25 protein-coding genes are annotated in these 24,315 nt (G+C 36.5%); 14 read left to right on the top strand and 11 right to left on the bottom strand.

Features of this window, described 5'->3' with window-relative positions; translation table 11 throughout:
- Positions 1–16: 16 nt before the first annotated feature.
- From ACZZZW_RS13615 to ACZZZW_RS13605, 3 genes are all read left to right on the top strand, one after another.
- Positions 17–1,390 carry an exonuclease domain-containing protein gene (locus ACZZZW_RS13615; RefSeq protein ID WP_463494096.1) on the top strand — a complete coding sequence of 458 codons (1,374 nt, stop codon included), beginning with the start codon at positions 17–19 and terminating at the stop codon, positions 1,388–1,390.
- Between the two features lie 17 nt (positions 1,391–1,407).
- Positions 1,408–1,749 carry an MmcQ/YjbR family DNA-binding protein gene (locus ACZZZW_RS13610; protein ID WP_463494095.1) on the top strand — a complete coding sequence of 114 codons (342 nt, stop codon included), beginning with the start codon at positions 1,408–1,410 and terminating at the stop codon, positions 1,747–1,749.
- A gap of 274 nt (positions 1,750–2,023) precedes the next feature.
- Positions 2,024–2,440: a VOC family protein gene (locus ACZZZW_RS13605; protein ID WP_055911912.1), complete on the top strand. Its 417-nt coding sequence runs from the start codon at positions 2,024–2,026 to the stop codon at positions 2,438–2,440.
- A gap of 757 nt (positions 2,441–3,197) precedes the next feature.
- On the opposite strand, the gene bioA is transcribed toward ACZZZW_RS13605, so the two are convergent.
- The 3 genes from bioA to ACZZZW_RS13590 are packed head-to-tail and all read right to left on the bottom strand — an operon-like array spanning position 3,198 to position 5,931.
- Positions 3,198–4,499, bottom strand: a complete 1,302-nt coding sequence (bioA, locus tag ACZZZW_RS13600; RefSeq protein ID WP_463494093.1) for an adenosylmethionine--8-amino-7-oxononanoate transaminase — start codon at positions 4,497–4,499, stop codon at positions 3,198–3,200.
- A gap of 6 nt (positions 4,500–4,505) precedes the next feature.
- Entirely contained in the window at positions 4,506–4,958 is a 453-nt protein-coding gene (locus ACZZZW_RS13595) for an NUDIX domain-containing protein (RefSeq protein WP_463494091.1), read from the bottom strand.
- Positions 4,945–5,931 (bottom strand): cation diffusion facilitator family transporter, encoded by a 987-nt coding sequence (locus ACZZZW_RS13590; RefSeq protein ID WP_463494089.1) that lies wholly within the window; start codon positions 5,929–5,931, stop codon positions 4,945–4,947. Before ACZZZW_RS13590 ends, ACZZZW_RS13595 begins: the two co-directional genes overlap by 14 nt.
- 113 nt (positions 5,932–6,044) lie before the next feature.
- Here ACZZZW_RS13590 and ACZZZW_RS13585 point away from each other — a divergent pair, with 113 nt between their 5' ends.
- A complete protein-coding gene (locus ACZZZW_RS13585; RefSeq protein ID WP_463494087.1) occupies positions 6,045–7,241 on the top strand; it encodes a pyridoxal phosphate-dependent aminotransferase in 1,197 nt (398 codons plus the stop codon).
- Positions 7,242–8,526: 1,285 nt separating this feature from the next.
- Here the strand turns inward: ACZZZW_RS13585 and ACZZZW_RS13580 are convergent.
- On the bottom strand, positions 8,527–9,771 hold the full coding sequence (locus ACZZZW_RS13580; protein WP_082458834.1) for an ABC transporter permease: 1,245 nt from the start codon (positions 9,769–9,771) through the stop codon (positions 8,527–8,529).
- A gap of 199 nt (positions 9,772–9,970) precedes the next feature.
- Here ACZZZW_RS13580 and queA point away from each other — a divergent pair, with 199 nt between their 5' ends.
- Positions 9,971–11,020: a tRNA preQ1(34) S-adenosylmethionine ribosyltransferase-isomerase QueA gene (gene queA / locus ACZZZW_RS13575; RefSeq protein WP_055912031.1), complete on the top strand. Its 1,050-nt coding sequence runs from the start codon at positions 9,971–9,973 to the stop codon at positions 11,018–11,020.
- 58 nt (positions 11,021–11,078) lie between these two features.
- Positions 11,079–11,744: a 2-C-methyl-D-erythritol 4-phosphate cytidylyltransferase gene (locus ACZZZW_RS13570; protein WP_463494084.1), complete on the top strand. Its 666-nt coding sequence runs from the start codon at positions 11,079–11,081 to the stop codon at positions 11,742–11,744.
- Between the two features lie 92 nt (positions 11,745–11,836).
- Here ACZZZW_RS13570 and ACZZZW_RS13565 read toward each other — a convergent pair whose 3' ends face one another.
- The 6 genes from ACZZZW_RS13565 to ACZZZW_RS13540 all read right to left on the bottom strand — a co-directional run bounded on the left by ACZZZW_RS13565 (position 11,837) and on the right by ACZZZW_RS13540 (position 15,011).
- Complete coding sequence (locus ACZZZW_RS13565; protein WP_157255466.1) at positions 11,837–11,995, bottom strand: lmo0937 family membrane protein; 159 nt, start codon at positions 11,993–11,995, stop codon at positions 11,837–11,839.
- 185 nt (positions 11,996–12,180) lie between these two features.
- On the bottom strand, positions 12,181–12,402 hold the full coding sequence (locus ACZZZW_RS13560) for a DUF2795 domain-containing protein (protein ID WP_010603503.1): 222 nt from the start codon (positions 12,400–12,402) through the stop codon (positions 12,181–12,183).
- Between the two features lie 85 nt (positions 12,403–12,487).
- Positions 12,488–13,036, bottom strand: a complete 549-nt coding sequence (locus tag ACZZZW_RS13555) for a cob(I)yrinic acid a,c-diamide adenosyltransferase (protein ID WP_463494069.1) — start codon at positions 13,034–13,036, stop codon at positions 12,488–12,490.
- A gap of 82 nt (positions 13,037–13,118) precedes the next feature.
- Positions 13,119–13,877 (bottom strand): ABC transporter ATP-binding protein, encoded by a 759-nt coding sequence (locus ACZZZW_RS13550; protein WP_055911925.1) that lies wholly within the window; start codon positions 13,875–13,877, stop codon positions 13,119–13,121.
- A 115-nt stretch (positions 13,878–13,992) separates the two neighbouring features.
- Positions 13,993–14,283: an Asp-tRNA(Asn)/Glu-tRNA(Gln) amidotransferase subunit GatC gene (gene gatC / locus ACZZZW_RS13545; RefSeq protein ID WP_055911927.1), complete on the bottom strand. Its 291-nt coding sequence runs from the start codon at positions 14,281–14,283 to the stop codon at positions 13,993–13,995.
- Positions 14,284–14,285: 2 nt separating this feature from the next.
- Positions 14,286–15,011, bottom strand: a complete 726-nt coding sequence (locus tag ACZZZW_RS13540; protein WP_055911929.1) for a lysophospholipid acyltransferase family protein — start codon at positions 15,009–15,011, stop codon at positions 14,286–14,288.
- Between the two features lie 258 nt (positions 15,012–15,269).
- On the opposite strand from ACZZZW_RS13540, the gene trpS reads away from it, so the two are divergent.
- The 4 genes from trpS (at position 15,270) to kdsB (ending at position 18,028) form a co-directional block, all read left to right on the top strand.
- Positions 15,270–16,268 carry a tryptophan--tRNA ligase gene (gene trpS, locus ACZZZW_RS13535; RefSeq protein WP_055911932.1) on the top strand — a complete coding sequence of 333 codons (999 nt, stop codon included), beginning with the start codon at positions 15,270–15,272 and terminating at the stop codon, positions 16,266–16,268.
- 92 nt (positions 16,269–16,360) lie between these two features.
- On the top strand, positions 16,361–16,975 hold the full coding sequence (locus tag ACZZZW_RS13530) for a deoxynucleoside kinase (protein ID WP_025144984.1): 615 nt from the start codon (positions 16,361–16,363) through the stop codon (positions 16,973–16,975).
- A 64-nt stretch (positions 16,976–17,039) separates the two neighbouring features.
- Positions 17,040–17,243 (top strand): DUF5808 domain-containing protein, encoded by a 204-nt coding sequence (locus ACZZZW_RS13525; protein WP_463494065.1) that lies wholly within the window; start codon positions 17,040–17,042, stop codon positions 17,241–17,243.
- On the top strand, positions 17,240–18,028 hold the full coding sequence (gene kdsB / locus ACZZZW_RS13520) for a 3-deoxy-manno-octulosonate cytidylyltransferase (RefSeq protein ID WP_463494063.1): 789 nt from the start codon (positions 17,240–17,242) through the stop codon (positions 18,026–18,028). Before ACZZZW_RS13525 ends, kdsB begins: the two co-directional genes overlap by 4 nt.
- Positions 18,029–18,073: 45 nt before the next feature.
- Here kdsB and ACZZZW_RS13515 read toward each other — a convergent pair whose 3' ends face one another.
- Positions 18,074–19,027, bottom strand: coding sequence for a bifunctional helix-turn-helix transcriptional regulator/GNAT family N-acetyltransferase (locus ACZZZW_RS13515; RefSeq protein ID WP_463494062.1), 954 nt, complete (start codon positions 19,025–19,027; stop codon positions 18,074–18,076).
- A gap of 101 nt (positions 19,028–19,128) precedes the next feature.
- Here ACZZZW_RS13515 and ACZZZW_RS13510 point away from each other — a divergent pair, with 101 nt between their 5' ends.
- The 4 genes from ACZZZW_RS13510 to yidC all read left to right on the top strand — a co-directional run bounded on the left by ACZZZW_RS13510 (position 19,129) and on the right by yidC (position 24,136).
- On the top strand, positions 19,129–19,698 hold the full coding sequence (locus ACZZZW_RS13510; RefSeq protein ID WP_463494060.1) for a DUF3575 domain-containing protein: 570 nt from the start codon (positions 19,129–19,131) through the stop codon (positions 19,696–19,698).
- Positions 19,699–19,756: 58 nt separating this feature from the next.
- Entirely contained in the window at positions 19,757–20,299 is a 543-nt protein-coding gene (locus ACZZZW_RS13505) for a hypothetical protein (protein ID WP_463494058.1), read from the top strand.
- A 406-nt stretch (positions 20,300–20,705) separates the two neighbouring features.
- Entirely contained in the window at positions 20,706–22,322 is a 1,617-nt protein-coding gene (locus ACZZZW_RS13500) for a CTP synthase (protein ID WP_055911944.1), read from the top strand.
- Between the two features lie 20 nt (positions 22,323–22,342).
- Positions 22,343–24,136, top strand: a complete 1,794-nt coding sequence (gene yidC, locus ACZZZW_RS13495) for a membrane protein insertase YidC (RefSeq protein ID WP_463494056.1) — start codon at positions 22,343–22,345, stop codon at positions 24,134–24,136.
- Positions 24,137–24,315 lie beyond the last annotated feature (179 nt).

Below are 24,315 nucleotides of genomic sequence, written 5' to 3'. Positions count from 1 at the left end.
ATTTCAAATTGATTTAATGTTATACGCAGTTGTAGATATAGAAACCACTGGTGGTCATGCCTCAGCAAATGGCATTACCGAAGTTGCCATTAATATTCACGATGGCAATCAAATCGTAGAATCATTTACTACACTAATTAATCCAAGGCAATCTATCCCTCCATATATCACAGCACTTACAGGCATTGATAACGACATGCTTAAAAATGCGCCTGTATTTGAAGATGTGGCATTACAGATTTACCAACTATTAAGCGATAAGGTATTTGTAGCACACAATGTAAATTTTGATTATTCTTTTTTAAAACACCACTTGGCTGCTGCAGGATTTGATTTACAATGCAGAAAACTTTGCACGGTAAGGTTGAGCAGAAAATTAATTCCTGGCAAAACATCTTACAGCCTGGGTAAATTGTGTATCGCGCTCCAAATACCGATACAAAACCGGCACCGTGCAGCGGGCGATGCGGATGCAACAAGTATTCTTTTTAACTTATTATTGGATAACGACCTGGATGGTGTAATTGCCGAAATGCTAAAGAAAACCTCAAAAGAGCAGGTTTTACCGCCGCATTTGGATAAAGCCTGCATTTTAAGATTGCCAAACCAACCCGGTGTATACTATTTTAAAGATAGTAAAGGTAAAATCATATATGTGGGCAAAGCAAAAAACCTTAAAAAACGAGTTACAAGCCATTTTACAGGAAACACTCCAAATAGGCAACGTCAAGACTTTTTACGCACCATACATCATGTAGATTTTGTGATTTGCGGTACCGAACTGATGGCTTTAATTTTGGAGGCCAACGAGATTAAACGTTTGTGGCCCGAAAATAACCGCGCCATGAAACGTTATGAACATAAATATGATTTATACGTTTTTGAAGACCAAAACGGCTATTTACGCCTGGCCATTGATAAACATAAAAAGAATAACAATGCCCTGCAAAGTTTTAACAGTTTACTGGAAGGCTATAATTTTTTAAATCAACTGGTTGATAAATACCAGCTTTGCGCCAAACTTTGCTATCTCCAAAAAACCGCAACCAAATGTTACGCCCATGAAAACGGACAATGTTTCGGTGCCTGCAGCGGGATAGAAACGGTAGCTGTTTACAATAAAAAGTTAAATGCAGCACTTCAGGATATTCAACAACAACAACCAAGTTTTGCATTGGTTGATGAAGGCAGAAAAGATGAAGAATTTAGCTGTTTACTTGTAGAAAATGGTAAATTTTACGGAATGGGGTACTTTACTGATAAAAATTACCTTTCCGATGGCCTTGCTCCTGTTAAAAATGATTTAGCAACCTATCAATCTAACAGTTATATTTTGAATTTGATTTTAAATCATGCGGAGCAACACCCACAGAAATTGTATAAACTGTAAGCTACTTATCCCACAAAATGGAAGCACAAACTTTTATAAGCCATTGTCTATCTTTTGAAGAAGTGAGTGAAGTGCCGCATTTTGAAAAACGATCTTTCCGGGTAAATAAAAAAATCTTTGCCACATTAGATGTTAAACAAAATAAAGCCACATTTAAATTATCCGCAATCGATCAATCGGTTTTTTATGATTTTGATCCAAACAGCATACAGCCCGCTACAAGTACCTGGGGCAAACAAGGATGGACCATTTTTAATCTAACAGAGCTTAAAGATGAAATGATTATAGATGCGCTCACCCTTTCATACTGCAACGTGGCGCCAAAAAAGCTTTCTGAGAAATACAAAAATCAAATATAATTCCTAACCTCATAAGCGGAAATGCACTTAAATGCCTAACATGGTAAAATATCGAGATAGCCTTACTTACCAGAAGTGATAAAAAATAACTAATAACACGATGCTTTATATAACGCAACATTACCATAATGCTTTAACTATTTTAAGAATAGGAGAAAAATAAGCTAATCAAAATAACTTAAATTGTCTCAAACAGCCCTGTAAATTTTCTTTTTTGACAAGTACAACTCTCCCATCGCTTTGCTATCTTTACCTATAACAAATATAAAACCTTATGACAAAATCACTTTGGATCAATCTTCCAGTAAAGAACATCAGTAAATCAAAAGAATTTTTTACACAATTGGGCTTTACGCTTAACCTGCAGTACGGTGTACGCGATGATTCGGCCTGTTTTTTAGTTGGTGAAAGCAATTTAGCCATCATGCTTTTTGAAGAATCTTTATACGAAGGTTTTGCCGGAACTGGCATTGCAGATCAACGCGACGGTGCTGAAGTTTTATTCTCTTTTGATGCCGAAAGTCCGGAAGAGGTGGATGAGCTTGCCAAGAAAGTAGTTGCTGCAGGTGGTACGCTCTACGGCGAACCAGGTTACAAAGATGGATGGATGTATGGCTGTGGCTTTATTGATCTGGATGGACAGAGATGGAGCATTTTGTATATGGACATGACTAAAATGCCATTAGGCTAAAATAATGAGTTGAGTGGTTTATTTAACCACACATTAAAGGGATGGACTCAGATAAAGATCCGTGTTTATCTGTGTGCATCTGTGGTTATTAATAAAGCCTAATTATAGTTTAACCACAGATTAAAGGGATGGACACAGATAAAGATCCGTGTTTATCTGTGGGAAAAAATGCTTTTTTGTTACCTCAGCGTAATCTAAGGACAAACCTATCGGTTGGTGCCGCACCGACCGAAAAGTTGTTCAGCCTCCGCATTGGGATTACTTCGTACCTCGCAATAACGACCGCTTTATAATATTGGTCGGTAAAACATCGACCAGTAGAGCAAAGTATACGCTAGTAGCGATCGTTGTAAGATTGCTTCGTCGGCTGAAAAAGCCTTCTCGCAATGACGATAATTTAAACCTATCGGTTGGTGTCTCACCGACCGAAACGTTGTTCAGCCTCCGCATTAGGATTGCTCCGTACCTCGCAATAACGACCGCTTTATAATATTGGTCGGTAAAACATCGACCAGTAGAGCAAAGTATACGCTAGTAGCGATCGTTGTAAGATTGCTTCGTCGGCTGAAAAAGCCTTCTCGCAATGACGATAATCTGAGGAAATTAATCCTTTTAATTGAAAAGGATGCACACAGATATAAAAATCCGTGTTTATCTGTGTGCATCTATTGTTAAAAATGATTTATTAAGAACCTAAATAGCGTCTTGTTACAACCACACTCTTAATATTTGCTTTAAAACTCTATTTACCAACAAATTAAACCTCATCCAAAGCTAATTTTATAGCTTCGTATATATAATTCAAATCTTCATCACTGATCACATATGGAGGAAGAATATAAATAATATTGCCAAGTGGCCTCAGTATAATTCCTTTGTCTAAGAAATAAGAATACAGTAAATTACGGAGGTTACTTAAATATGAGGTTTCATTTCCTGTTTCCCACTCAATTGCGATGATCGTTCCAGTTTGCCTAACTGCTTTAACTTTTACATGTGATTCGATTTCTTGGAGAAAAACAGCATGTTTGGCTTCTACACGTTTGATATTTTCGAGGGTTTCGCTTTTTAATAAAATATCCAAACTCGCTAAAGATGCAACGCAAGCAATTGGGTTGGCTGTAAATGAATGGCCATGATAAAGTGTTTTCAGTTTGTCGTCACTTAAAAAAGCTTCAAAAATTTCATTTGTGCAGGTGGTTACGCCTAAAGGCATGGTTCCGCCGGTTAAACCTTTGCTTAAACAGATGATATCGGGTTTATGATCTAACTTATCGCAGGCAAAATAAGTTCCGGTCCGCCCGAAACCTGTCATCACTTCATCGGCGATCGCGAGAATTTCTGCTTTTTTACAAGCGGCCAAAAGCTGATCTAAATACTTGGCTTCATACATCAACATACCACCAGAACCTAAAATAAGCGGTTCGAAAATGAAACAAGCAGTATCTGTTAAATTTGAGATATGCGATGTTAGCGCTGAGATGTTATCCTCGTTCGGAAGATCAATAAATTCTACATCAAATAACAAGCTGTTAAAAGCATCAGTAAAAATACTCCGCCCACTAACCGACATTGCCCCGAAAGTATCGCCATGGTAGGCATTTTTAAATGCCAGTATTTTAGTTTTAGGTTTCCCTTTGTTATCCCAATATTGCAAACACATTTTTAGGGCTACCTCTACTGCTGTAGAACCATTGTCGGTATAAAAAACCTTTTCCTGCTTTCCTGGTAAAATTGGTAAAAGCCTTTCGGCCAATAATACAGCAGGTTCGTGCGTAAAACCAGCAAAAATAACATGTTCCAATACATTGAGCTGTTCAGCAACTTTTTGAGCAATATAAGGGTGAGAATGGCCATGTATATTTACCCACCATGAGGAAACTGCATCAATATACTTTTTTCCGTTTTCATCAAAAACATAAACACCTTCTCCCCTAACAATCGGGATATGCGGCAATGCATTTTTCATTTGGGTATATGGATGCCAGATTACTTTTTGATCGCGTTCAGTTAGATTAGATTGAGCGTTTGCAGTTTGCAGTTCGGAGGTATCTGACATAAATAATTATAATTTGACTGAATATTGTTCTTTTAAAAGTTGAGCCACGGTTTTATCGGTTTTGAAAGTGATGTCTTCGATATTTAAATCCTGAATTTTCACCCACCTAAAAGCCTGGAGAATTTCGCCCTCGCCATCAAAATCATAAATAACATCTTTAAATGCCAGCTGTAAGGGTGCTTTTTCTTTCACTAAATAATATACACTAATTACCTGACTATCATTAAATGAAGATTTTTCGTAGAAATCCGTTGTATAAAAATGAGATAACACCTCAATTTCTGCATCACATTCTTCTACAAATTCGCGCTTTAATCCATCAATTAATCCTTCACCAAGTTCCAAACCTCCGCCCGGAAATTTACTGAAACGGAATCCGTATTCTTCTTCGTCGCTAATTAAAACCTCATCATCGGTATTAATTAACAAACCATAAACCCTTACATTAAAGTAGCTCATTTTCGAAATGTTTTTTATTTTTAATTACTATTTCTGGTGTCCACACAATTTCTTTTTTAAAGGCTTCAAACCTAACTGCACAGGCACTCATGTGGCAATAATTGCAACACTTGGGCAAACATGGGTCAGCGTGAATAAAGAGTTCGGCCTTACGGAAACCATTTTTGTTGATCAGTTCATCAATTTGGGAAATCTCTTTATGTACTTCGTTCAAATTAAAATAATAGGGTAAAGTTACATGGCAATCGATATGAAATTCAGGTCCGTATTGCTGTGTACGTAAATTATGTACATCAATCCATGGATTATGCCTGTTTTTTTGCAATACTTCTACCACCTCCTCTACAAGTGTTAAATCGCTTTCATCCATCAAACCTCCCACTGAGCCACGGGTGAGTTTATAACCAGAATATACAATGTAAAAGCCAACTAAAACAGATAGTAAGCTATCCAGCCAAATAATATTTGTAAGGTGAATCAGAATTAACCCTGCAACAATGGCTGCACTCGTGTAAGTATCTGTTAATAAATGCTTTCCATCTGCTTGCAGCGTAACAGAATGTTCATTTTTACCTACATTAATCAGATAAAGGCCAGCAACAAGATTAATCAAGCCGGTAATGCCAATAATCAGTGTTCCTGTTAGCAATTCGCTAACTGCATGTGGATAGATAATGTTGTATGAAGATTTTAAAATAATAACCACACCAGCTATTAAAATCAGAATTCCTTCTACAAATGCAGAGAAAAACTCAACTTTTCCATGTCCATAAGGATGGTTTTCATCGCGTGGCTGTGTGCTTAAATAAATACTGTAAAAGGCGAAACTTCCTGCAATTACGTTAACTATACTTTCTGCTGCGTCGGTCAATATTGCATTTGAACCTGTGATGAAGTAAGCAACAAATTTGGCCAGCATCAATACAACACTCAGCAACAGAGAAATGATTATGGCCTTCTTTTTTACCGACACAAGGGGATTTTTTTCAAAAATACGCTTATCGGATAAATTAAATGATAAAAACTATCTCTTTTTTAGTGCAGAATAATATTTGGTTTATATATTTGCGCTCAAAGTAATTAACCATGAGCACCTTATCGAAAAGAATCAACAGTTTATCAGAATCTGCAACCCTTAAAATGACCAAACTTGGCCGCGAACTAGCGTCTAAGGGCATTAACATCATTAGTTTAAGTGTTGGCGAACCCGATTTTAATACACCTGATCACGTAAAAAATGCTGCAAAAAAAGCATTAGACGAAAATTACACGCGTTACTCGCCGGTACCAGGCTACCCTGATTTGCGCCAGGCAATCGTTAATAAGCTAAAAACAGAAAACAACCTTGATTATGATATTTCTCAGATCGTGGTTTCAACAGGTGCAAAACAATCCTTATCAAATGTTATTTTAACGCTAATTGATCCTGAAGATGAAGTAATTATCCCTACTCCTTATTGGGTTTCTTACTCTGAAATGGTGACTCTAGCTGAAGGAAAATCTGTTTTTATTGATACTGATATTGAGAGTAATTTCAAAATCACACCAGCTCAATTAGAAGCCGCCATAACACCGAAATCAAAACTTTTTATGTTTTCTTCTCCATGTAATCCAACTGGTTCAGTTTACAGCAGAGAAGAATTGGCAGCATTGGTTGCCGTTTTTGAAAAACATCCTGATATCTATATCTTGTCTGACGAGATTTATGAGCACATCAACTTTGTTGATCAGCATGAATCTATTGCGCAATTCGACAGCATTAAAGACCGCGTAATTATTGTTAACGGTTTCTCTAAAGCTTTCGCAATGACGGGTTGGAGATTAGGTTATATAGCTGCAAACAAAGAAATTGCAGCTGCAAACGATAAATTACAGGGACAAACTACTTCAGGAACATGCTCTATTGCACAAAGGGCCGGGATTGTTGCTTATGAGCAAGGCTTGGCAAGTGTTTTGGAAATGAAAGAAGCATTTTTACGTCGTAGAGAATTGGTTTACAATCTATTGAATGAAATTCCTGGAGTAAAAACAAACCTTCCTGATGGTGCTTTTTACTTTTTCCCTGAAATCAGTTCATTTTTTGGTAAAAAAGATGCTGATGGAAATGTAATTAAAGACTCTTCAGATCTTGCTTTATATTTATTAAATGTTGGTCACGTAGCAACAGTAGGTGGCGATTCTTTCGGTAATAACAACTATATCCGCTTATCTTATGCAGCATCAGACGAGAGTTTGGTAGAAGCATTAAGAAGAATTAAAGAAGCTTTAGGCAAATTATCATAATCGGTTAGCGGTTTTCAGTTAACTTATAAAAAAATCCTCCGTTAATTATATTTAGCGGGGGATTTATATTTACTTTTCCATACCAGTCGTCATCCTGAATTTGCACCAAATCATCGTCTTTGTTTGTAACGAGGATGAATGAGAAAGGCGATTTTATCACCAAAACCAATATTCTCATTACAAATGTAAATCTTGCGCGTACTATTAAAGTTTATGCTATAACAAGGTTTGATAACTGCAACTAATAACTGAAAACTAACTTCTATTGCAACGGATTTAATTTCTAATGTTTGCCGTCTTGTGGACCAAACCCGAATATTTTTGATGATTTGGAAATGAAAGGCAGCATTTCATCGGAGAATCTAGTCCTTCTTTCCGTTACAAGTCCTCGCTGCGCTGTGGGCTTTACACTTCAATAAGGTTTATAATCTACGGTAACTGAAACTAACAACCGGTAACCATATCTTCGAGATATCATCGTCCTCGTTTGTAACGAGGATGAAGAGAAAGGCGATTTTATCGCCAAAACCAAGCGTACTATTAAAGCTTATGCTATAACAAGGTTTGATAACTGCAACTAAGAACTGAAAACTAACTTCTATTGCAACGGATTTAATTTCTAATGTTTTGCCCTCTTCTGGACCAAACCCGAATATTTTTTATGATTTGGAAATGAAAGGCAGCATATCATCGGAGAATCTAGTCCTTCTTTCCGTTACAAGTCCTCGCTGCGCTGTGGGCTTTACACTTCAATAAGGTTTATAATCTACGGTAAATGAAACTAACAACCGGTAACCATATCATCGAGATATCATCGTCCTCTTTTGTAACGAGGATGAATGAGAAAGGCGATTTTATCGCCAAAACCAATCGTACTCTTAAAGTTTATGCTATAACGAGTTTTGCGAACTGCAACTAATAACTAACTTCTATTGCAAATAATTTAATTTCTAATGTTTGCTGTCGTATTGGCCAAACCTGAATATTTTTGATGATTTGAAAATGAAAGGCAGCATTTCATCGGAGAATCTAGTCCTTCTTTCCGTTACAAGTCCTCGCTGCGCTGTGGGCTTTACACTTCAATAAGGTTTATAAACTACAGTAACTGAAAATAACAACCCCTAACCATATCATCGAGATATCATCATCCTCGTTTGTAACGAGGATGAAGAGAAAGGCGATTTTATCGCCAAAATCATTATTCTCATTACAAATGTAAATCTTGCGAGTACTATTAAAGTTTATGCTATAACAAGGTTTGCGAACTGCAACTAATAACTGAAAACTAACTTCTAATCGCTTCCACAGGATCTAATCTCGATGCCGAATACGCAGGCCAAAAACCTGATATTGTTCCAATAATAATCGAAATGCCAATACCTAAAGCTATGTTATTTAAACCCAAAATAATATGAAAATCTGTTATAGCACCAATACCCAATGCGAGTAAAAAGACGAGCAAAAGTCCTAATAGGCCTCCTAAAATACAAAGTGAAATGGACTCAAAAATAAACTGAAGTAAAATAAAGTAGTTTTTTGCACCAAGTGATTTTTGAATCCCAATGATATTGGTACGCTCTTTAACCGATACAAACATAATGTTGGCAATACTAAATCCACCTACCAAAATAGAGAATCCTCCGATTACCCAACCCGCAATATTCACCATTTTAAACATCGAATCTAATTGGTTAGAAATAATGGTTGTTTTATTCAGTGCAAAATCCTCTTCCTGTCCAGGCCTGATTCTGTGAATGGAGCGCATTAAACCTTTCAATTCGCTTTCTACTTCCTCTAAACTCACATTATCTTTACCACGTACGGTAATCTGCGGACCGTAGCGTTCATTTTGAATATCTAAAACACCTTTTGCAAATGAAATTGGAATATTAACATTTTTATCAAGCGAAGTACCCAACATATCCTCCCCCTCTTTTTTGAAAACGCCAACTACAGTTAGTCGTCGCCCCAAAATCTGAACCTGCTTTCCAACAGCTTTATCTCCGTCAAAAAGCCCATCAGCAATATCAGAACCTAAAATACAAACTGGTGAACCATTTTTACTTTCATTTTCGGTAAAATACCGGCCATCCTGTAGTTCGAAATTCCATGTTTTATTAAAATCGTGAGATGCTGCCCAAACCGAAATACCTTCAACAGAGCTACTTCTGTATTTAATTGTTCTATCATTGGTGGATATTTCGAAGGTAACTCCTTGTGCATTTTCGATTCTTTCTCTAAGTGCTTCAAAATCACGTAATGATGGCTGAGGGCGGTTCATGTATTTCCACCAAGGGTAATTGTCTCCAAAACTCCAGGGCCATTTTTGAACATAGATGGTATTGGAACCTAATTTATCTACACTTGCCTGCAATTTACCACGAAAAGTATCTACTGCAGAAAATACAGCGATAATGGTAAAAATACCAATAGTTATTGCCAGTAGCGATAACATGGTACGCAGTTTATTCTGGCGCAACGCATCAAATGCAAAACGGAAACTCTCGCCTATTAGCCTAAAGATTATCATAATTATGGTTTAGATGCACAGCCATTAAAAAGGTTACACGATCATCAAAACTAATTAATTTTACAGCTATAAAAGCATTTAAACAAGGTATTATTTGATTTAAAATGAGGTAAAACATAATATACCTAAAATGCGTTTGATAAAATACGGAAAAGAAAAATTAAATTCGTATTTTTGCACCTCAAAAAATTCATCAAGAATGAAATTATCACAATTCAAATTCAACTTACCAGAATCATTAGTTGCCAACAATCCGGCAGAACAACGCGACGAAGCTCGCCTAATGGTTTTACACAAAGACAGCGGTAAAATTGAGCATAAAATTTTCAAAGACGTTTTAGGTTATTTTGATGACAAGGACGTAATGATATTAAATAACACCAAAGTTTTCCCTGCCCGTTTATATGGCAATAAAGAGAAAACTGGTGCCACAATCGAAGTTTTTTTATTACGCGAATTAAACAAGGAATTACGTTTATGGGATGTTTTGGTAGATCCGGCACGTAAAATCCGCGTAGGAAATAAATTATATTTTGGTGACGACGATTTATTGGTTGCTGAAGTTGTGGATAACACTACATCACGTGGCCGTACCATCCGTTTCTTATTTGAAGGTACTGACGAAGAGTTTAGAAAAAACGTTGAGATTTTAGGCGAAACACCACTTCCTAAATACATTAAACGTAAAGCTACTGCTGAAGATAAAGAACGTTACCAAACCATTTTCGCAAAACATGAAGGTGCAGTTGCTGCTCCAACGGCAGGTTTGCACTTTAGTCGCGAGTTAATGAAACGCCTTGAACTTAAAGGTATTGAGTTTGCTGAAGTAACATTACATGTTGGTTTAGGCACATTCAGAACGGTTGAGGTGGAAGACTTAACCAAGCACAAAATGGATTCTGAGCAATTTATCATCGAGCCGAAAGATGCTGGTATTGTAAACAAAGCTTTAGAAGAAAAAAGAAAAATCTGCGCAGTGGGTACTACTTCAATGCGTGCTATCGAATCTGCAGTTTCTGCAAACAGAACATTAAAAGCAGCTAACGACTGGACAAGTAAGTTTATCTTCCCTCCATACGATTTCAGTATTGCAAATTCAATGATTACCAATTTCCACACTCCAGAATCTACTTTATTGATGATGGTTAGTGCATTTGGTGGTTACGAAAATGTAATGAATGCTTACGAAGTTGCAGTAAAAGAAAAGTATAAATTTTATAGCTATGGCGATGCCATGCTGATTATATAAGTTTCGCGGTTGGCGTTTAGCAGTTTAGTGCTAAACGCCATACCCTAAACGCTCAAACATGAAATACTACGCTATAATTGTAGCAGGCGGTTCTGGAAATCGGATGCAAACGGAAACCTCAAAACAATTTCTACTGCTAAAAAACCTTCCGGTTTTAATGCACACCATAAAAGCTTTTGCGCAAAGCGATACTCAACCTAAAATTTTATTGGTTTTAAATAAAGATCAGCAGGGATATTGGGGCAGATTATGCGAAGAATTTAATTTCTATGTTCCGCATCAGCTTATCGACGGCGGAACTGAACGCTTTCATTCGGTAAAAAATGCCATTCACGCCATCGAAGAGGAAAGTTATGTAGCCATACATGATGCCGTTCGTCCACTGGTTTCAAAATCATTAATTGATAGCTGTTTTAGTGCGGCACAAACACAGGGAAATGTAATTGCAGCTGTTCAATCGAGTGATAGCGTTCGCATGCTTAGAAACGATAAAACATCAGCTTTAAAGCGCGATGAAATCTACCTGGTACAAACACCTCAAACTTTTAGTCTTAACACCCTGAAAGAAGCTTATAATCAGGATTTCGATAGTCGTTTTACCGATGATGCCAGCGTGGTAGAATCAATCGGCCAGGAGATCAATATCATTGAGGGCGAAAGGGGTAATATTAAAATTACCTATCCTATAGACCTGGAACTTGCAGAGTTGCTATTGAAAAAATAAAAACATAAAAAAGGAGTTTCGTGATGAAACTCCTTTAATAATACATCCATTTTAAACTATATCGCTAAAAATGGATGACGGCGCGATATACCTTATGCTGCCCGGCCGATAACTTTAAGCAGAATTGCAATTACTGCGATTACCAATAAAACGTGGATGATTCCGCCTACTTCGCCGAAGCCGTGAAACACAAATCCTATTACCCATAGTATTACCAATACTACTGCGACTAAATACAATAAATTTCCCATAGTGTTAATTTTTTTAGCAATGTTATATTAATGATCTATTAACACACAGGTTTTAAGTTTTGTTTAAAAAATGTAAAGATTTTATAAGTTATTGTTATAAATGCCCTGTGAATGAGGGTTATGAAATTACAGCACATAAAAAAAACCTTCCAGTTGAGCTGAAAGGTTTCTTATCATTTTTAATTTTAGTATTCATCCTCATTAAAGAAGAAATCTTCTTTAGTTGGATAATCAGGCCAGATTTCCTCAATTGTTTCATAAGGTTCGCCATCATCTTCTAATGCCTGTAAGTTTTCAATTACTTCTACTGGGGCACCAGAACGGATACCATAATCAATTAATTCGTCTTTAGTTGCAGGCCATGGTGCGTCTTCCAAGTGCGATGCTAATTCTAATGTCCAATACATATCGTCAATTCAATTAAATTCTTGTTCTTATTATTGCGCAAAGTATATTAAAATTTTTGAGCAAAACAAACTTATTTTTCCACTATTAAACACGCGGAATCCAAATGTTTTCTTCTGCCTTATAATACATGGTCAGTTTTCGTGCCAAAACGAATAAATAATCGCTTAAGCGGTTCAGGTAAACTGTTACATGCTCATCTACAAAGCTATTTTCTGCAAGTTCAACTGTCAGTCGTTCTGCCCTCCTACAAACACATCTTGCAATATGGCAGTAAGAAACGACAGTATTTCCGCCAGGCAAAACGAAATGCTTTAAATCTGGTAAGGTTTCATTGATCAGGTCCATTTCATTTTCAAGCAGGGTAATATCATGATCATGAAGATCAGGAATTTTCATTTTCGATTTTCCGGGATCCGCAGCAAGTGATGCACCTACTGTAAAAAGCCTGTCTTGAATTTCTTTTAACAACTGCTGATCCTGTAATTCAATATCCTGGCACATGATTAAACCTATATACGAATTTAATTCATCTACAGTTCCATAAGCTTCGATACGCAAATGGTATTTAGGCACACGCGTACCGCCAATTAGTGAGGTTTGGCCTTTATCGCCTGTTTTTGTGTAGATTTTCATTTAGAAAGGTTTAAAAAGAAGGTTTAAGGTAGTGAGGTTTAAAAAGCTTTAAACCTTACGCCCTCCGCCTTACACCTTAATGCTAGTTAATTTTTTCCCAGTCGCTGCCATTGTCTTTCAATGCCTGCAAGCGTGGAGATACATTTTTAATGTCGGTATTTAAGTAATCGTTTTCTATCAATCCATCACGCATACGTACAATTCGGTGTGCATGCTGGGCAATATCTTCCTCGTGTGTTACTAAAATAATGGTATTGCCCTTACTGTGGATTTCTTCAAGCAAACCCATAATTTCTACTGATGTTTTGGTATCGAGGTTACCTGTTGGCTCATCGGCAAGTATAATGGAGGGGTTATTGATTAAAGCTCTTGCTACAGCCACACGCTGCCGCTGCCCACCTGATAATTCGTTTGGTTTGTGATCCATACGGTTACCCAAACCAACATTTTCCAAGGCTTTGGCTGCCCTTGCATCCCGGTCTTTTTTGCTGGTTCCGGCATAAATTAGTGGTAGGGCAACATTATCTAAAGATGTGGAGCGTGGTAATAAATTAAACGTTTGGAAAACGAAACCAATTTCTTGGTTGCGCACTTCAGCCAAAGCATCATCGCTCATGTGGCTTACATTTGTTCCATTTAATATATACGTTCCGCTTGAAGGTGTATCCAAACAACCTAAAATATTCATTAAGGTTGATTTTCCTGAACCGGATGGCCCCATCAATGCTACAAATTCACCTTTATTGATATCTAACGAAACTGATTTTAAAGCATGAATCACTTCAGATCCTATAACATATTTACGGCCGATTTCTTTTATAGTAATGAGTGGTTTCTCCATGTTTTTTCTTTTTTAGACAAGCGTTAAGGGCTAGATGTTACAAGAGGGATTAAAATTAAGCACAAATGTTAATCTTAAAGGATGCTGAATTAAATTCAGCATAACGATTACAGCATTATTTTTCAATAATTTTTGGCACCATAAAAAATTGTTCGGTATGTTTTGCGGCATTTTTCAAACCATCGGCCGTAGAAATTTCTTGTTTAACCACATCCTCACGCCAAACATTAACCGATTCGTTCATATATACCAAAGGCTTAACATTTGAAGTGTCTAACTCATTTAATTTTTCCATGAAAGATAAAATTTTATTCATTTCAGGAATTAAGGTATCCACTTCTTTATCATCAATATGAATTCGGGCCAGATCGGCTATTTTATGGATGGTTTTTGCGTCTAAATTCATATTTATACTAATTTACTGTCAATCAATTTAAAAACCTTTTCTTTTAATACATCAGAATCAATATCAGTCAAGGTTGAGGTATTAATTGGTTTGTGGACGTAAATATCGCAAATTCCGGGCTTACTTCCATACTTTGCGCCATCATCCCAGTTAATTTTCCAAACATCGGTGATACTAACGGGTACAAGCGGAATATTTTTATCAATGGCCAGGCGGAACGGGCCATTTTTAAATTCGCCCAGTTTTGGAGGATAATGATCGTCTATTTTACCTTCCGGAAAAATGACAAGGCTCATGCCCTTTTCTAAATTTTCGCCTGCTTTTTTAAAAGCTCTAAAGGCAGAAATTTTGCTATCACGGTTTACGGAAATATCAATGGTTCTAAAAAAAACGCCTAAAACAGGATTATTCAGCAATTCATCTTTTCCCATAAAATGAAATTTGCCATGCCCCATGATACAAAAAATCATGATATCCAAGTTTGAAGTATGATTGGCACAATATATATAAGTTTGTTTTGTATTTAGCGGCTCTTCATATTGATACCGGAAAAATACACCTGAAAAAAAACTACACAGAAAGCTATTGGCTTTTCTACAAAAATTGAGGATACCATAATATTTCTCATTACGTGATGTAATGTAGTATAGAGGATAAAACAGAGCGAAAAAAAAGAGTATCCAGAATAAAAACCAAACCCGGTGTACTTGCCTCAGAAAGTGAATCATAGATAACCAAAAATATAAAATAGTTTCATATTTCAAACTACTGATTGCATTCGGCAAAGTTGTGGTTGTATTACATCAGCCACTAGGAAAAAATAGTTGACGGAACGCTAACCGGTCATTGTTCAAAGATCTCTTCGCTACGGTCGAGATGACGACTATAAACATAAACCGTAGGTCATACCGGTGTTTAAAAAAATCTTCCCATTAATTAGTGCGATTTATGATTTGCTTGTATTTTATTTTTAATTTCGTGCCATTATGAAAGAAACAGTGGTGAGCGGCATCCGCTCAACAGGAAAATTACATTTGGGTAATTATTATGGTGCGGTTAAAAACTTCGTTCAAATGCAGAACGATTACAATTGCTACTTTTTTATTGCCGATTTACACTCATTAACTACACACCCTACCCCTGCCGACTTGCACGGAAACATTAAACACGTTTTGGTTGAATATTTGGCAAGTGGCATAGATCCAGAAAACAGCACCATATATATACAAAGTGATGTTCCTGAAATTGCTGAGCTTTACTTATATTTAAATATGAATGCCTATATGGGCGAGCTTGAACGCAGTACTTCTTTTAAAGATAAAGTTCGTGCAAACCCTGATAACGTTAATGCTGGTTTACTCACGTACCCGGTATTAATGGCTGCTGATATTTTGATCCATAAGGCTACAAAAGTACCTGTAGGGAAAGACCAGGAGCAGCATTTGGAAATGGCCCGTACTTTCGGAAACCGTTTCAACAGATTATACAATACCGAATATTTTCCTGAGCCATACGCATTTAGCTATAGCGACAAGCTGGTTAAAGTACCTGGTTTAGATGGTAAAGGTAAAATGGGTAAATCAGAAGGCGAAGCAAATGCCGTTTACCTTTCGGATGATCCTGAAACAATCCGTAAAAAAGTAATGAGAGCTGTGAGCGATGGCGGTCCGACAGAGGAAAACCAGGTAAAACCTGAACCTATTCAAAACCTTTTCGATTTAATGAAAGTGGTTTCGAGTGCTGATACCCATGCCCATTTTGAAGATTTGTACAGCAAAATGCAGATCCGTTATGGCGATTTTAAAAAGCAACTGGCAGAAGATATGATTATTGCTACAACGCCAATGCGCGAGCGTATTCAGGACATTGCCAAAGATGATTCTTATTTAAGGCAAGTTGCTAAACACGGTGCATTAAAAGCCCGGGAAAGTGCACAGAAAACCATCAGGGAAGTTCGCAGTTTAATCGGGTTTAAAAGTTTTTAATTATTTTAATAGATTTGAGAAGTGGACATTAGATTGAGACAATACATTTCTCATCTCACATCACACATCTCAAAATCTCATAGCTAAAGGAAATGCACATAGCAATTGTAGGAAATATAGGTGCCGGTAAAACCACTTTAACAGGTTTATTGGCTAAAAATTATGGATGGGAAGCTTTATACGAAGCTGTGGACAATAACCCATATCTGGAAGATTTTTACAGCGACATGAAACGCTGGAGCTTTAACCTTCAGATTTATTTCCTGAATAGCCGTTTTCAGCAAATTACAGACATTGAGGTAAATAAACGTAATGTGATCCAAGACAGGACCATTTATGAGGATGCACATATTTTTGCAGAAAACCTGCACGATATGGCTTTGATGACCACCCGCGACCACGACAATTACCGTGCGATTTTTGACAACATTACTTCTTTTATTAAACCGCCTGATTTATTGGTTTACCTGCGCGCATCAGTACCTACCCTGGTAAACAACATTCAGCGCCGAGGCCGGGAGTATGAAGCGGGCATCCGTATAGATTACCTTTCTAAGCTGAACGAAAAATACGAAGCCTGGATAAAGGGATATAACCTCGGTAAATTATTAATTTTAGATAAAGACAAATTGGATTTCACGAATAATCCGGAAGATCTGGGTACTGTTATCCAATCAATAGAGGCTGAGATTAACGGTTTATTTTAGCTTCGAGCCAAATAAAAGGAGGTTGAAACAGCGATAAATGGTTTGAAAATTTAAAGTGATCAATATGAAAAAAGATTTCGAGCACGAAAATCCTGAAAACTGGAAGTGGGGTACTTTTTATTTCAATAGAAAAGATTCCAGATTAATTGTTCCTAAACGCGTTAAATTACTCGGCTGGACATTAAATTTCGCGCATCCAATAACTTACATCATTATCGCGGTAATTTTCCTCTTTGTTTTTTATCAATTTTATCGAAATAACATATGATTGATGAAAAATCAGGTTCATTTGTAAAAGATCCTAAAATTATCGGCATTATCCCGGCGAGATATGCCTCTACCCGTTTTCCTGGAAAACCTTTGGTTGATATTGCCGGAAAAAGCATGATTCAACGGGTGTATGAGCAAGCAACTAAAGCTGAAAGTTTATCAAAAGTGGTTATTGCCACTGATGATGAGCGGATTGCGGATGAAGTGAAAAGGTTTGGCGGCGAATTTATTTTTACCTCTTCCGATCATCAAAGTGGTACCGATCGGTGTGCTGAAGTAATTGAGAAGCTGCCAGGTTTTGATATTGTGATTAATATCCAGGGGGACGAACCTTTTATCGAACCTGCGCAGATTGAATTGCTGGCGAGTTGCTTTGCGGAAGAAAAAGTTCAGCTTGCTACGTTAATTAAATCTATCCAAAGCCAGGAAAGTGTGTATAATCCTAACAGTCCGAAAGTAGTAATTGATGTTAATGGCCGTGCAATGTACTTTAGCCGTAGCCCGATTCCTTTTATCAGGAATGGAGAACCGGGTGTGTGGGCAGAAAAGCATCAGTTTTACAAGCATATCGGTATTTATGGTTACCGTACCGAATCATTAAAGGCCATTACGAAACTTCCTCCATCCTCTTTAGAGATTGCTGAAAGCTTAGAGCAATTGCGCTGGATTGAAAACGGGTTCTATATCCAAACTAAAGTGACTGATTTAGAAACGGTTGCAATTGATACACCAGAGGATTTATTGAAGCTTAATAAATTACTTAAGGCACTGAAATTAGAATAATTGGTTTTTTTAAGCAAACACCAACCCTAACCACTATCCCCTAAGCTACTTGATCGCCAGTTCCATCTGGATATTACACCTTGTGTAAGGCGTAGGCTTACCTGCTACTTTTTGGAAGCCCAGTTTATGATAAAGGTTAATTGCAGGTTTTAAAATGGTGTTGCTCTCTAAATAAATTTTAGATGCTCCTAATGACTTCGCTTTTTGAATAATGGCATTAGCCAGTAAGAAGCCTACATTTTTGCCTTGTGCTTTTGGTGATACCGCCATTTTAGCCAGTTCGAAATCATATTCTCCATCATTCATCTTAATCATTGCACAAACACCCAGCGGTTCACCTTTGTATAGTGCAACCATTATAAAACCTCCTTTATCTAAAATATAGCCTTGTGGATTATCCAAAGCTTTATAATCAGATTCTTCCATGGCAAAATACTGCGAAATCCATTCTACATTTAGCAATCTGAATATTTCCAGGTATTTAGGCTCATAATTTACAATCTCAACTTTTAAACTGTCGCGCTGCTTCTTTTTCTCAATTACCCTCCTGAGCAATGTTTTCTGTTCCAATAAAAATTCCCACTCTGCTATTGCTTCCCACAGATTATTTTGGGCCTGAGCAGAAATTTCTTCTACAGCTGCATTAACATCAATTAACTGATCTTTTATCTTTTCTGAAATCTCCAATCCTTTTTTAGAAAGACTCACAACATTTCTGCGTCCATCGGTTTTGTCTTTACTTTCTTTAACATAACCCTTTTTAAGCATTTCACTAATAATTTTACTTACTGATGGATGCGAATGACCGATTTCTTTAGCGAGTTCGGTTATGGTTTTCTCCTTATCTTTTGTTAAAGCATAAAAAACAGGAAACCATTTTGGTTGCATATCTATATTGTACAGTTTGTAAATCTGTGCACCATCTTCTGTTACCTTATCGGTTAACATTCTTAACCTACTGCCAATAGCCACCTTGCCTGCCTGTTCAAAAAAGTTCATATAATATTAATTACGTAATCAGTTACGCAAATATAAAAACTTATTTAGAACATTCAATAAAATTAATTGCAAGGAATAATATTTAGTATTTTAGATGATCTATGAACAAGAAAACGCTCTTAATAACATTACTTTTATTCGGATATGCCGCTTCTGCACAAGAACCTGCCGGATTAATTGTTAAAACAAACCTTTTGAATTTGGTGGCTAAAAGACCTGGAATTTCAATAGAAAAAACTTTTTCCAATCTCTATGGATTGGAAATCGCTTACACTTTTGGCGAATTTAAAAACATTAGTTATCGTGATTATTACCATTACAATGGTTTTTTGTTTCGGGCTAAAAAGTATATTGTACCTATCAGAAAGCGCGAAGCAAACGCTTTTTACGGTGTTTATTTTGGAAACCTTAATCAAACATTAATCTCGCACCGCTCTTATGATGAAACTGGTATTTTCAGTATAGGCCGCGACAGGGATTTTACAGCCAGCTCTTTGCGTTATGGCGGAACTTTTGGAGTATCATTTATTCCTAAAAACCATTTCCTTATAGAAGGGCTTACTGGAGTGGGTTATGGCAATTACTATAATGTTCGCAACAATTTAAAAGCTAAATTGCCTGCTGGGTATTTCGATTTACAATTATGGTTATCTATTGGCTATTCGTTCTAAATTGGCGAAGATTATAAATTCAAATCAGAACTAAAACATAAAATTTGTAGTTTTGAAAATGAGAAATATACCGCTCTTCGTTTTGATGTGCTTTTTAGCACTTGTTGGCTGTAAATCTAACGGTAAAAAAGAAACCAATACCATTGAATTTAAGAATGTGAACCAGCGCATTGCCAAATCATTTTCTGATTTAAAGCGATTGGATACTTTTAAAATAGAACTTACCGGCCGGAAGCCTGAGGAGATGGTATTGACCTTCAGCATCAAAAATTTTGATGGAAAAGAAATTTACAATACCAAAATAAAAGGCACTGAATTATTGGGCAGTACCGACCCTAATGTAGATTTATCAAAAGAAAAAGACCAGGTTATTTTTTTAAAAACAATTGCTGATGATTTTTTTAGTGATGATAATTTTCTGGAACCTGCGGTAATGCCTGAAGATAAGGCAGACAAGTATACCCCTGATAAAGCACTTTACGAAGAATTAAAAAAATCGGGACTGAATGGCTTTAAATATCGTTTAGGTAAAGAAAATAACATTTATATAGCCTGGAGTGAGAAAGAACAGAAAGTGAAGATTTATTATAACTGCTGTTAACCTGATTATCAGTATATTAGATAATTAAAGATGCAACGATTTGATTGTCAATTATTAGAAATTTCCAATATCAACGTTTTAGGCATTTTTTAAAATTTCTATGTAAAGCAAATACTTTAAGGCATAAAAACTGATGCTGAAAAAGATTTTAAAAAATGTTCGATCTCTACACGCGTTATGGGGATAAAAAGAATCTCAGAAAGATCGAATAGATTAAAAAAGAACTTTTTACCTGGGTATTTTAATTCGGCAAGAACTTAAAACATTCAATATCAGCGCAATCTTGACCTTAAAAAATATTCTTGCAACTATCTAATCGAGCGATAATTTTTCGTACCTTTGTATCCCGTACAAAAACAATTAACAGGGCTATAAAAAGCCTGGTTAATTCCACAAATTATCAATCATGACAAAGTATATTTTTGTTACGGGCGGTGTAACTTCCTCTTTAGGTAAGGGCATCATTTCCGCATCTTTAGCTAAACTTTTACAGGCACGTGGCTACCGTGTAACCATTCAAAAATTCGATCCGTACATTAATATCGATCCAGGAACTTTAAATCCATACGAACATGGCGAATGCTTTGTTACCGAAGATGGTGCAGAAACCGACTTGGATCTAGGTCATTATGAGCGTTTCCTTAACGTTCCAACTTCACAGGCAAATAACATTACCACCGGCCGTATTTATCAAAATGTAATTAACAAAGAGCGTAAAGGCGAATATTTAGGTAAAACCGTTCAGGTTGTACCGCACATTACCGATGAAATTAAACGCAACATGCGTATTTTGGGCGATAGCGGTGAATACGATATTGTAATTACTGAGCTGGGCGGAACTGTTGGTGATATCGAATCTCTACCATTTATTGAAGCTGTGCGTCAGTTTAAATGGGAAGAAGGCAGTACAAATGCCATTGTAATTCACCTTACTTTGGTGCCTTATCTGGCAGCGGCAGGCGAATTAAAAACCAAGCCGACACAACACTCTGTTAAAGCATTATTGGAGTATGGCATTCAGCCTGATATATTGGTTTGCAGAACCGAGCACCACATTAGTCCCGAAATCAGAAAAAAAATCGCTTTATTTTGTAACGTTAACATCAATGCGGTAGTCGAATCGATGGATGCATCTACTATTTATGATGTGCCATTGTTGATGTTAAAAGAGCAATTAGACAAAACTGTTTTATCGAAATTAAAACTGCCTACCAAAAACGATCCGGATATGGAAAGCTGGAAAGATTTCCTTGGCCGTTTAAAAAACCCAACAGCTGAAGTTAAAATTGGCTTGATTGGTAAATATGTAGAATTACCAGATGCTTATAAATCAATTATCGAATCTTTTGTACACGCAGGTTCGAAAAATGAATGTAAAGTAAGGGTAGAATATATTCACTCTGAAGGCATTTTCCCTGATAATGTTAAAGAGAAATTAAACCATTTGCAAGGGGTATTAGTGGCACCTGGTTTTGGTAGTCGTGGTATTGAAGGTAAAATCGACGCAATTAAATATGTGCGCGAGAACAATATTCCTTTCTTCGGAATTTGCTTGGGCATGCAATGTGCAGTTATTGAATTTGGCCGTAATGTTTTAGGCTTGAAAGATGCACATACTACTGAGATAGAAGAAAATGCTGCAAATCCGGTTATCAATATGATGGAAGAGCAGAAAAAAATAACAAATAAAGGTGGAACGATGCGTTTAGGCTCATATCCTTGTGATATTAAAAAAGGTACAAAAGCATTTTCTATTTATGGAAAATCGCATATCAATGAGCGTCACCGTCACCGTTACGAATTTAATAACGATTATTTAAAGCAATACGAAGAGGCTGGAATGATTGCATCGGGCATGAACCCGCAAACCAATCTGGTAGAAATTGTTGAGCTAAAAAATCATCCATTTTTCGTTGGCGGACAGTTTCACCCAGAATTAAAATCAACAGTTGCTAATCCTCACCCACTTTTTGTTAAATTTGTCGCCGCTGCGATGGAGTTTGCGAAAAAGAAAACGAATTAAAAGCAGTACATACATAAATAATGGATAGAAATACCTTTACAGGACTGTTCCTGATTATGATCATTTTGGCAGGATCATTCTACTTTTTGAAGCCGAACGCGGCTGAATTAAAAAAAGCCCAAGAAACGGAGCATCTGGATTCTTTGAAAAAAGCTGGTATTAAGCCAGTACATAAAGATACAAGCAAAACCGCTGCGATTGCAAATCCGGTTGTAGATTCTTTAGCCTTGAAAGGGCCTTTTGGTACCGCAATAACAGGCACTGAAGCCAATACTGTTTTAGAAAATGAAAATTTATTAATTAAATTAAGTAATAAAGGTGGTAAAATCACCTCTGTTGAAGTAAAAGGTCAAAAAACCTTTACCGGAAAACCGCTTATATTATTTGAAGGAAACGATAATAAATTTGGTTTAAGTATTAACGCAGCCGGTAAAGTGATCAACACAAACGATTTATACTTTACACCAACAAAAGCTGGTAATACGGTTACCATGCGTGCCAATTACGGTGCCAATGCTTACGTAGAATATGTTTACGACTTAAAAGCATTAAGCAATAAAGTTGGTTTTAATATTAACCTTGTTGGTTTACAGCAGGTAATTGCGGGTAACAACATCGGCCTTAACTGGCAAACTACGTTATTACAGCAAGAAAAATCGATTGAAAGTGAGCACCGTTACTCTGCACCTTATTATAAATACTTGGATGGTGATGTAAACCATTTAAGTGTTTCTAAAGATGAAAAAGAAGAGTTATCGAAAGGTAAAATTCAATGGTTCTCTTTTAAACAACACTTTTTCTCAGCTTCATTAATCTCAAAACAAGCTTTCGACAAAGGAACTTTAGAAGTTAAAATCCCAACTACTCCAGGTGAAGTGAAGTTTTATGATGCCAATATGCAATTGCCATATGCACATACAGCAAACCAGGTTTACGAAATGGAATTTTATTTTGGAACAAACAAATTCTCAGCTTTAAAAGCACAGGGATATGATTTAGAGCAGCAGGTTGATATGGGTTATTGGCCATTAAAATACATTAACCGTTTTATTGTATTGCCTGTATTTAATTTCTTAAACAGTTTTGGCTGGAATTATGGTTTGATTATTTTGGTATTAACCATTTTACTAAAACTTGCTTTATCGCCACTTACTTATAAGTCATACCTATCAATGGCTAAAATGAGGGTTTTAAAACCAGAAATGGACGAAATTAAAGCTAAAGTAGGTGAAGATAATCCAACATTGGTTCAACAGGAATATTTAAAACTCTATAAGAAAGCTGGTGTAAACCCACTCGGTGGATGTTTGCCAATGGTATTACAATTGCCGCTGGTAATGGCTTTCTTTTTCTTCTTCCCTAACTTGTTTGAGTTGCGTGGTGAGAGTTTCTTGTGGATGAAAGATTTATCAACTTATGATGAGTTTATCAAGTTTGGTGTTAAAATCCCTTTCATTGGCGATCACTTAAGTTTAATGTGTGTATTGATGACCATCTCTACATTGATTATGACTTACTTTAATAACCAGGTTTCTGGTGCAACAGGCCAGATGAAATACATTGGTTACATTATGCCAGTTATTTTCTTAGGTGTATTAAACAGCTACCCTGCCGGATTAAACTATTATTATTTCTTAGCCAACTTAATGACTTTCGGACAGCAGTTCTTAATCCGTAAGATGGTTGATGATGATAAAATCCATGCTTTAATTCAACAGAATAAAGCCAGACCAGCTGATGAGAAAAAGAAAAAATCTAAATTTCAACAGCGTTTAGATGATTATATGCGTCAGCAACAACAAGCTAAAAAATAATTTAGCACATATTAATATGAAACCCCCGATTGCTTTTAAAGTGATCGGGGATTTTTGTTTTAAGGGAGAGCGATTAGCACATGCATTAGCCGCTAAACTTCAATCCCGATACCGCTAATTCTTAAACTAAATGCTTTTAATTGTAATATTTGGCATACAAGTTTCTTAATAAGCTAAAA

The organism is Pedobacter sp. AC379, assembly GCF_979258145.1.
Note: the sequence above shows the minus strand (reverse complement) of the source record. Positions and strands in the feature narration are given on the sequence as shown.

Coding starts and splice junctions, on each gene's coding strand:
- ACZZZW_RS13525 (WP_463494065.1), top strand. CDS start 17,040: ATGAAAAAAGATTTCGAGCACGAAAATCCTGAAAACTGGAAGTGGGGT.
- gatC (WP_055911927.1), bottom strand. CDS start 14,283: ATGAATTTAGACGCAAAAACCATCCATAAAATAGCCGATCTGGCCCGA.
- ACZZZW_RS13585 (WP_463494087.1), top strand. CDS start 6,045: ATGAGCACCTTATCGAAAAGAATCAACAGTTTATCAGAATCTGCAACC.
- ACZZZW_RS13595 (WP_463494091.1), bottom strand. CDS start 4,958: ATGAGCTACTTTAATGTAAGGGTTTATGGTTTGTTAATTAATACCGAT.
- ACZZZW_RS13580 (WP_082458834.1), bottom strand. CDS start 9,771: ATGATAATCTTTAGGCTAATAGGCGAGAGTTTCCGTTTTGCATTTGAT.
- ACZZZW_RS13615 (WP_463494096.1), top strand. CDS start 17: ATGTTATACGCAGTTGTAGATATAGAAACCACTGGTGGTCATGCCTCA.
- ACZZZW_RS13510 (WP_463494060.1), top strand. CDS start 19,129: ATGAACAAGAAAACGCTCTTAATAACATTACTTTTATTCGGATATGCC.
- bioA (WP_463494093.1), bottom strand. CDS start 4,499: ATGTCAGATACCTCCGAACTGCAAACTGCAAACGCTCAATCTAATCTA.
- kdsB (WP_463494063.1), top strand. CDS start 17,240: ATGATTGATGAAAAATCAGGTTCATTTGTAAAAGATCCTAAAATTATC.
- yidC (WP_463494056.1), top strand. CDS start 22,343: ATGGATAGAAATACCTTTACAGGACTGTTCCTGATTATGATCATTTTG.
- ACZZZW_RS13605 (WP_055911912.1), top strand. CDS start 2,024: ATGACAAAATCACTTTGGATCAATCTTCCAGTAAAGAACATCAGTAAA.
- ACZZZW_RS13500 (WP_055911944.1), top strand. CDS start 20,706: ATGACAAAGTATATTTTTGTTACGGGCGGTGTAACTTCCTCTTTAGGT.
- ACZZZW_RS13560 (WP_010603503.1), bottom strand. CDS start 12,402: ATGTATTGGACATTAGAATTAGCATCGCACTTGGAAGACGCACCATGG.
- ACZZZW_RS13555 (WP_463494069.1), bottom strand. CDS start 13,036: ATGAAAATCTACACAAAAACAGGCGATAAAGGCCAAACCTCACTAATT.
- ACZZZW_RS13565 (WP_157255466.1), bottom strand. CDS start 11,995: ATGGGAAATTTATTGTATTTAGTCGCAGTAGTATTGGTAATACTATGG.
- ACZZZW_RS13540 (WP_055911929.1), bottom strand. CDS start 15,011: ATGATTCACTTTCTGAGGCAAGTACACCGGGTTTGGTTTTTATTCTGG.
- ACZZZW_RS13550 (WP_055911925.1), bottom strand. CDS start 13,877: ATGGAGAAACCACTCATTACTATAAAAGAAATCGGCCGTAAATATGTT.
- ACZZZW_RS13515 (WP_463494062.1), bottom strand. CDS start 19,027: ATGAACTTTTTTGAACAGGCAGGCAAGGTGGCTATTGGCAGTAGGTTA.
- ACZZZW_RS13570 (WP_463494084.1), top strand. CDS start 11,079: ATGAAATACTACGCTATAATTGTAGCAGGCGGTTCTGGAAATCGGATG.
- queA (WP_055912031.1), top strand. CDS start 9,971: ATGAAATTATCACAATTCAAATTCAACTTACCAGAATCATTAGTTGCC.
- ACZZZW_RS13610 (WP_463494095.1), top strand. CDS start 1,408: ATGGAAGCACAAACTTTTATAAGCCATTGTCTATCTTTTGAAGAAGTG.
- trpS (WP_055911932.1), top strand. CDS start 15,270: ATGAAAGAAACAGTGGTGAGCGGCATCCGCTCAACAGGAAAATTACAT.
- ACZZZW_RS13530 (WP_025144984.1), top strand. CDS start 16,361: ATGCACATAGCAATTGTAGGAAATATAGGTGCCGGTAAAACCACTTTA.
- ACZZZW_RS13505 (WP_463494058.1), top strand. CDS start 19,757: ATGAGAAATATACCGCTCTTCGTTTTGATGTGCTTTTTAGCACTTGTT.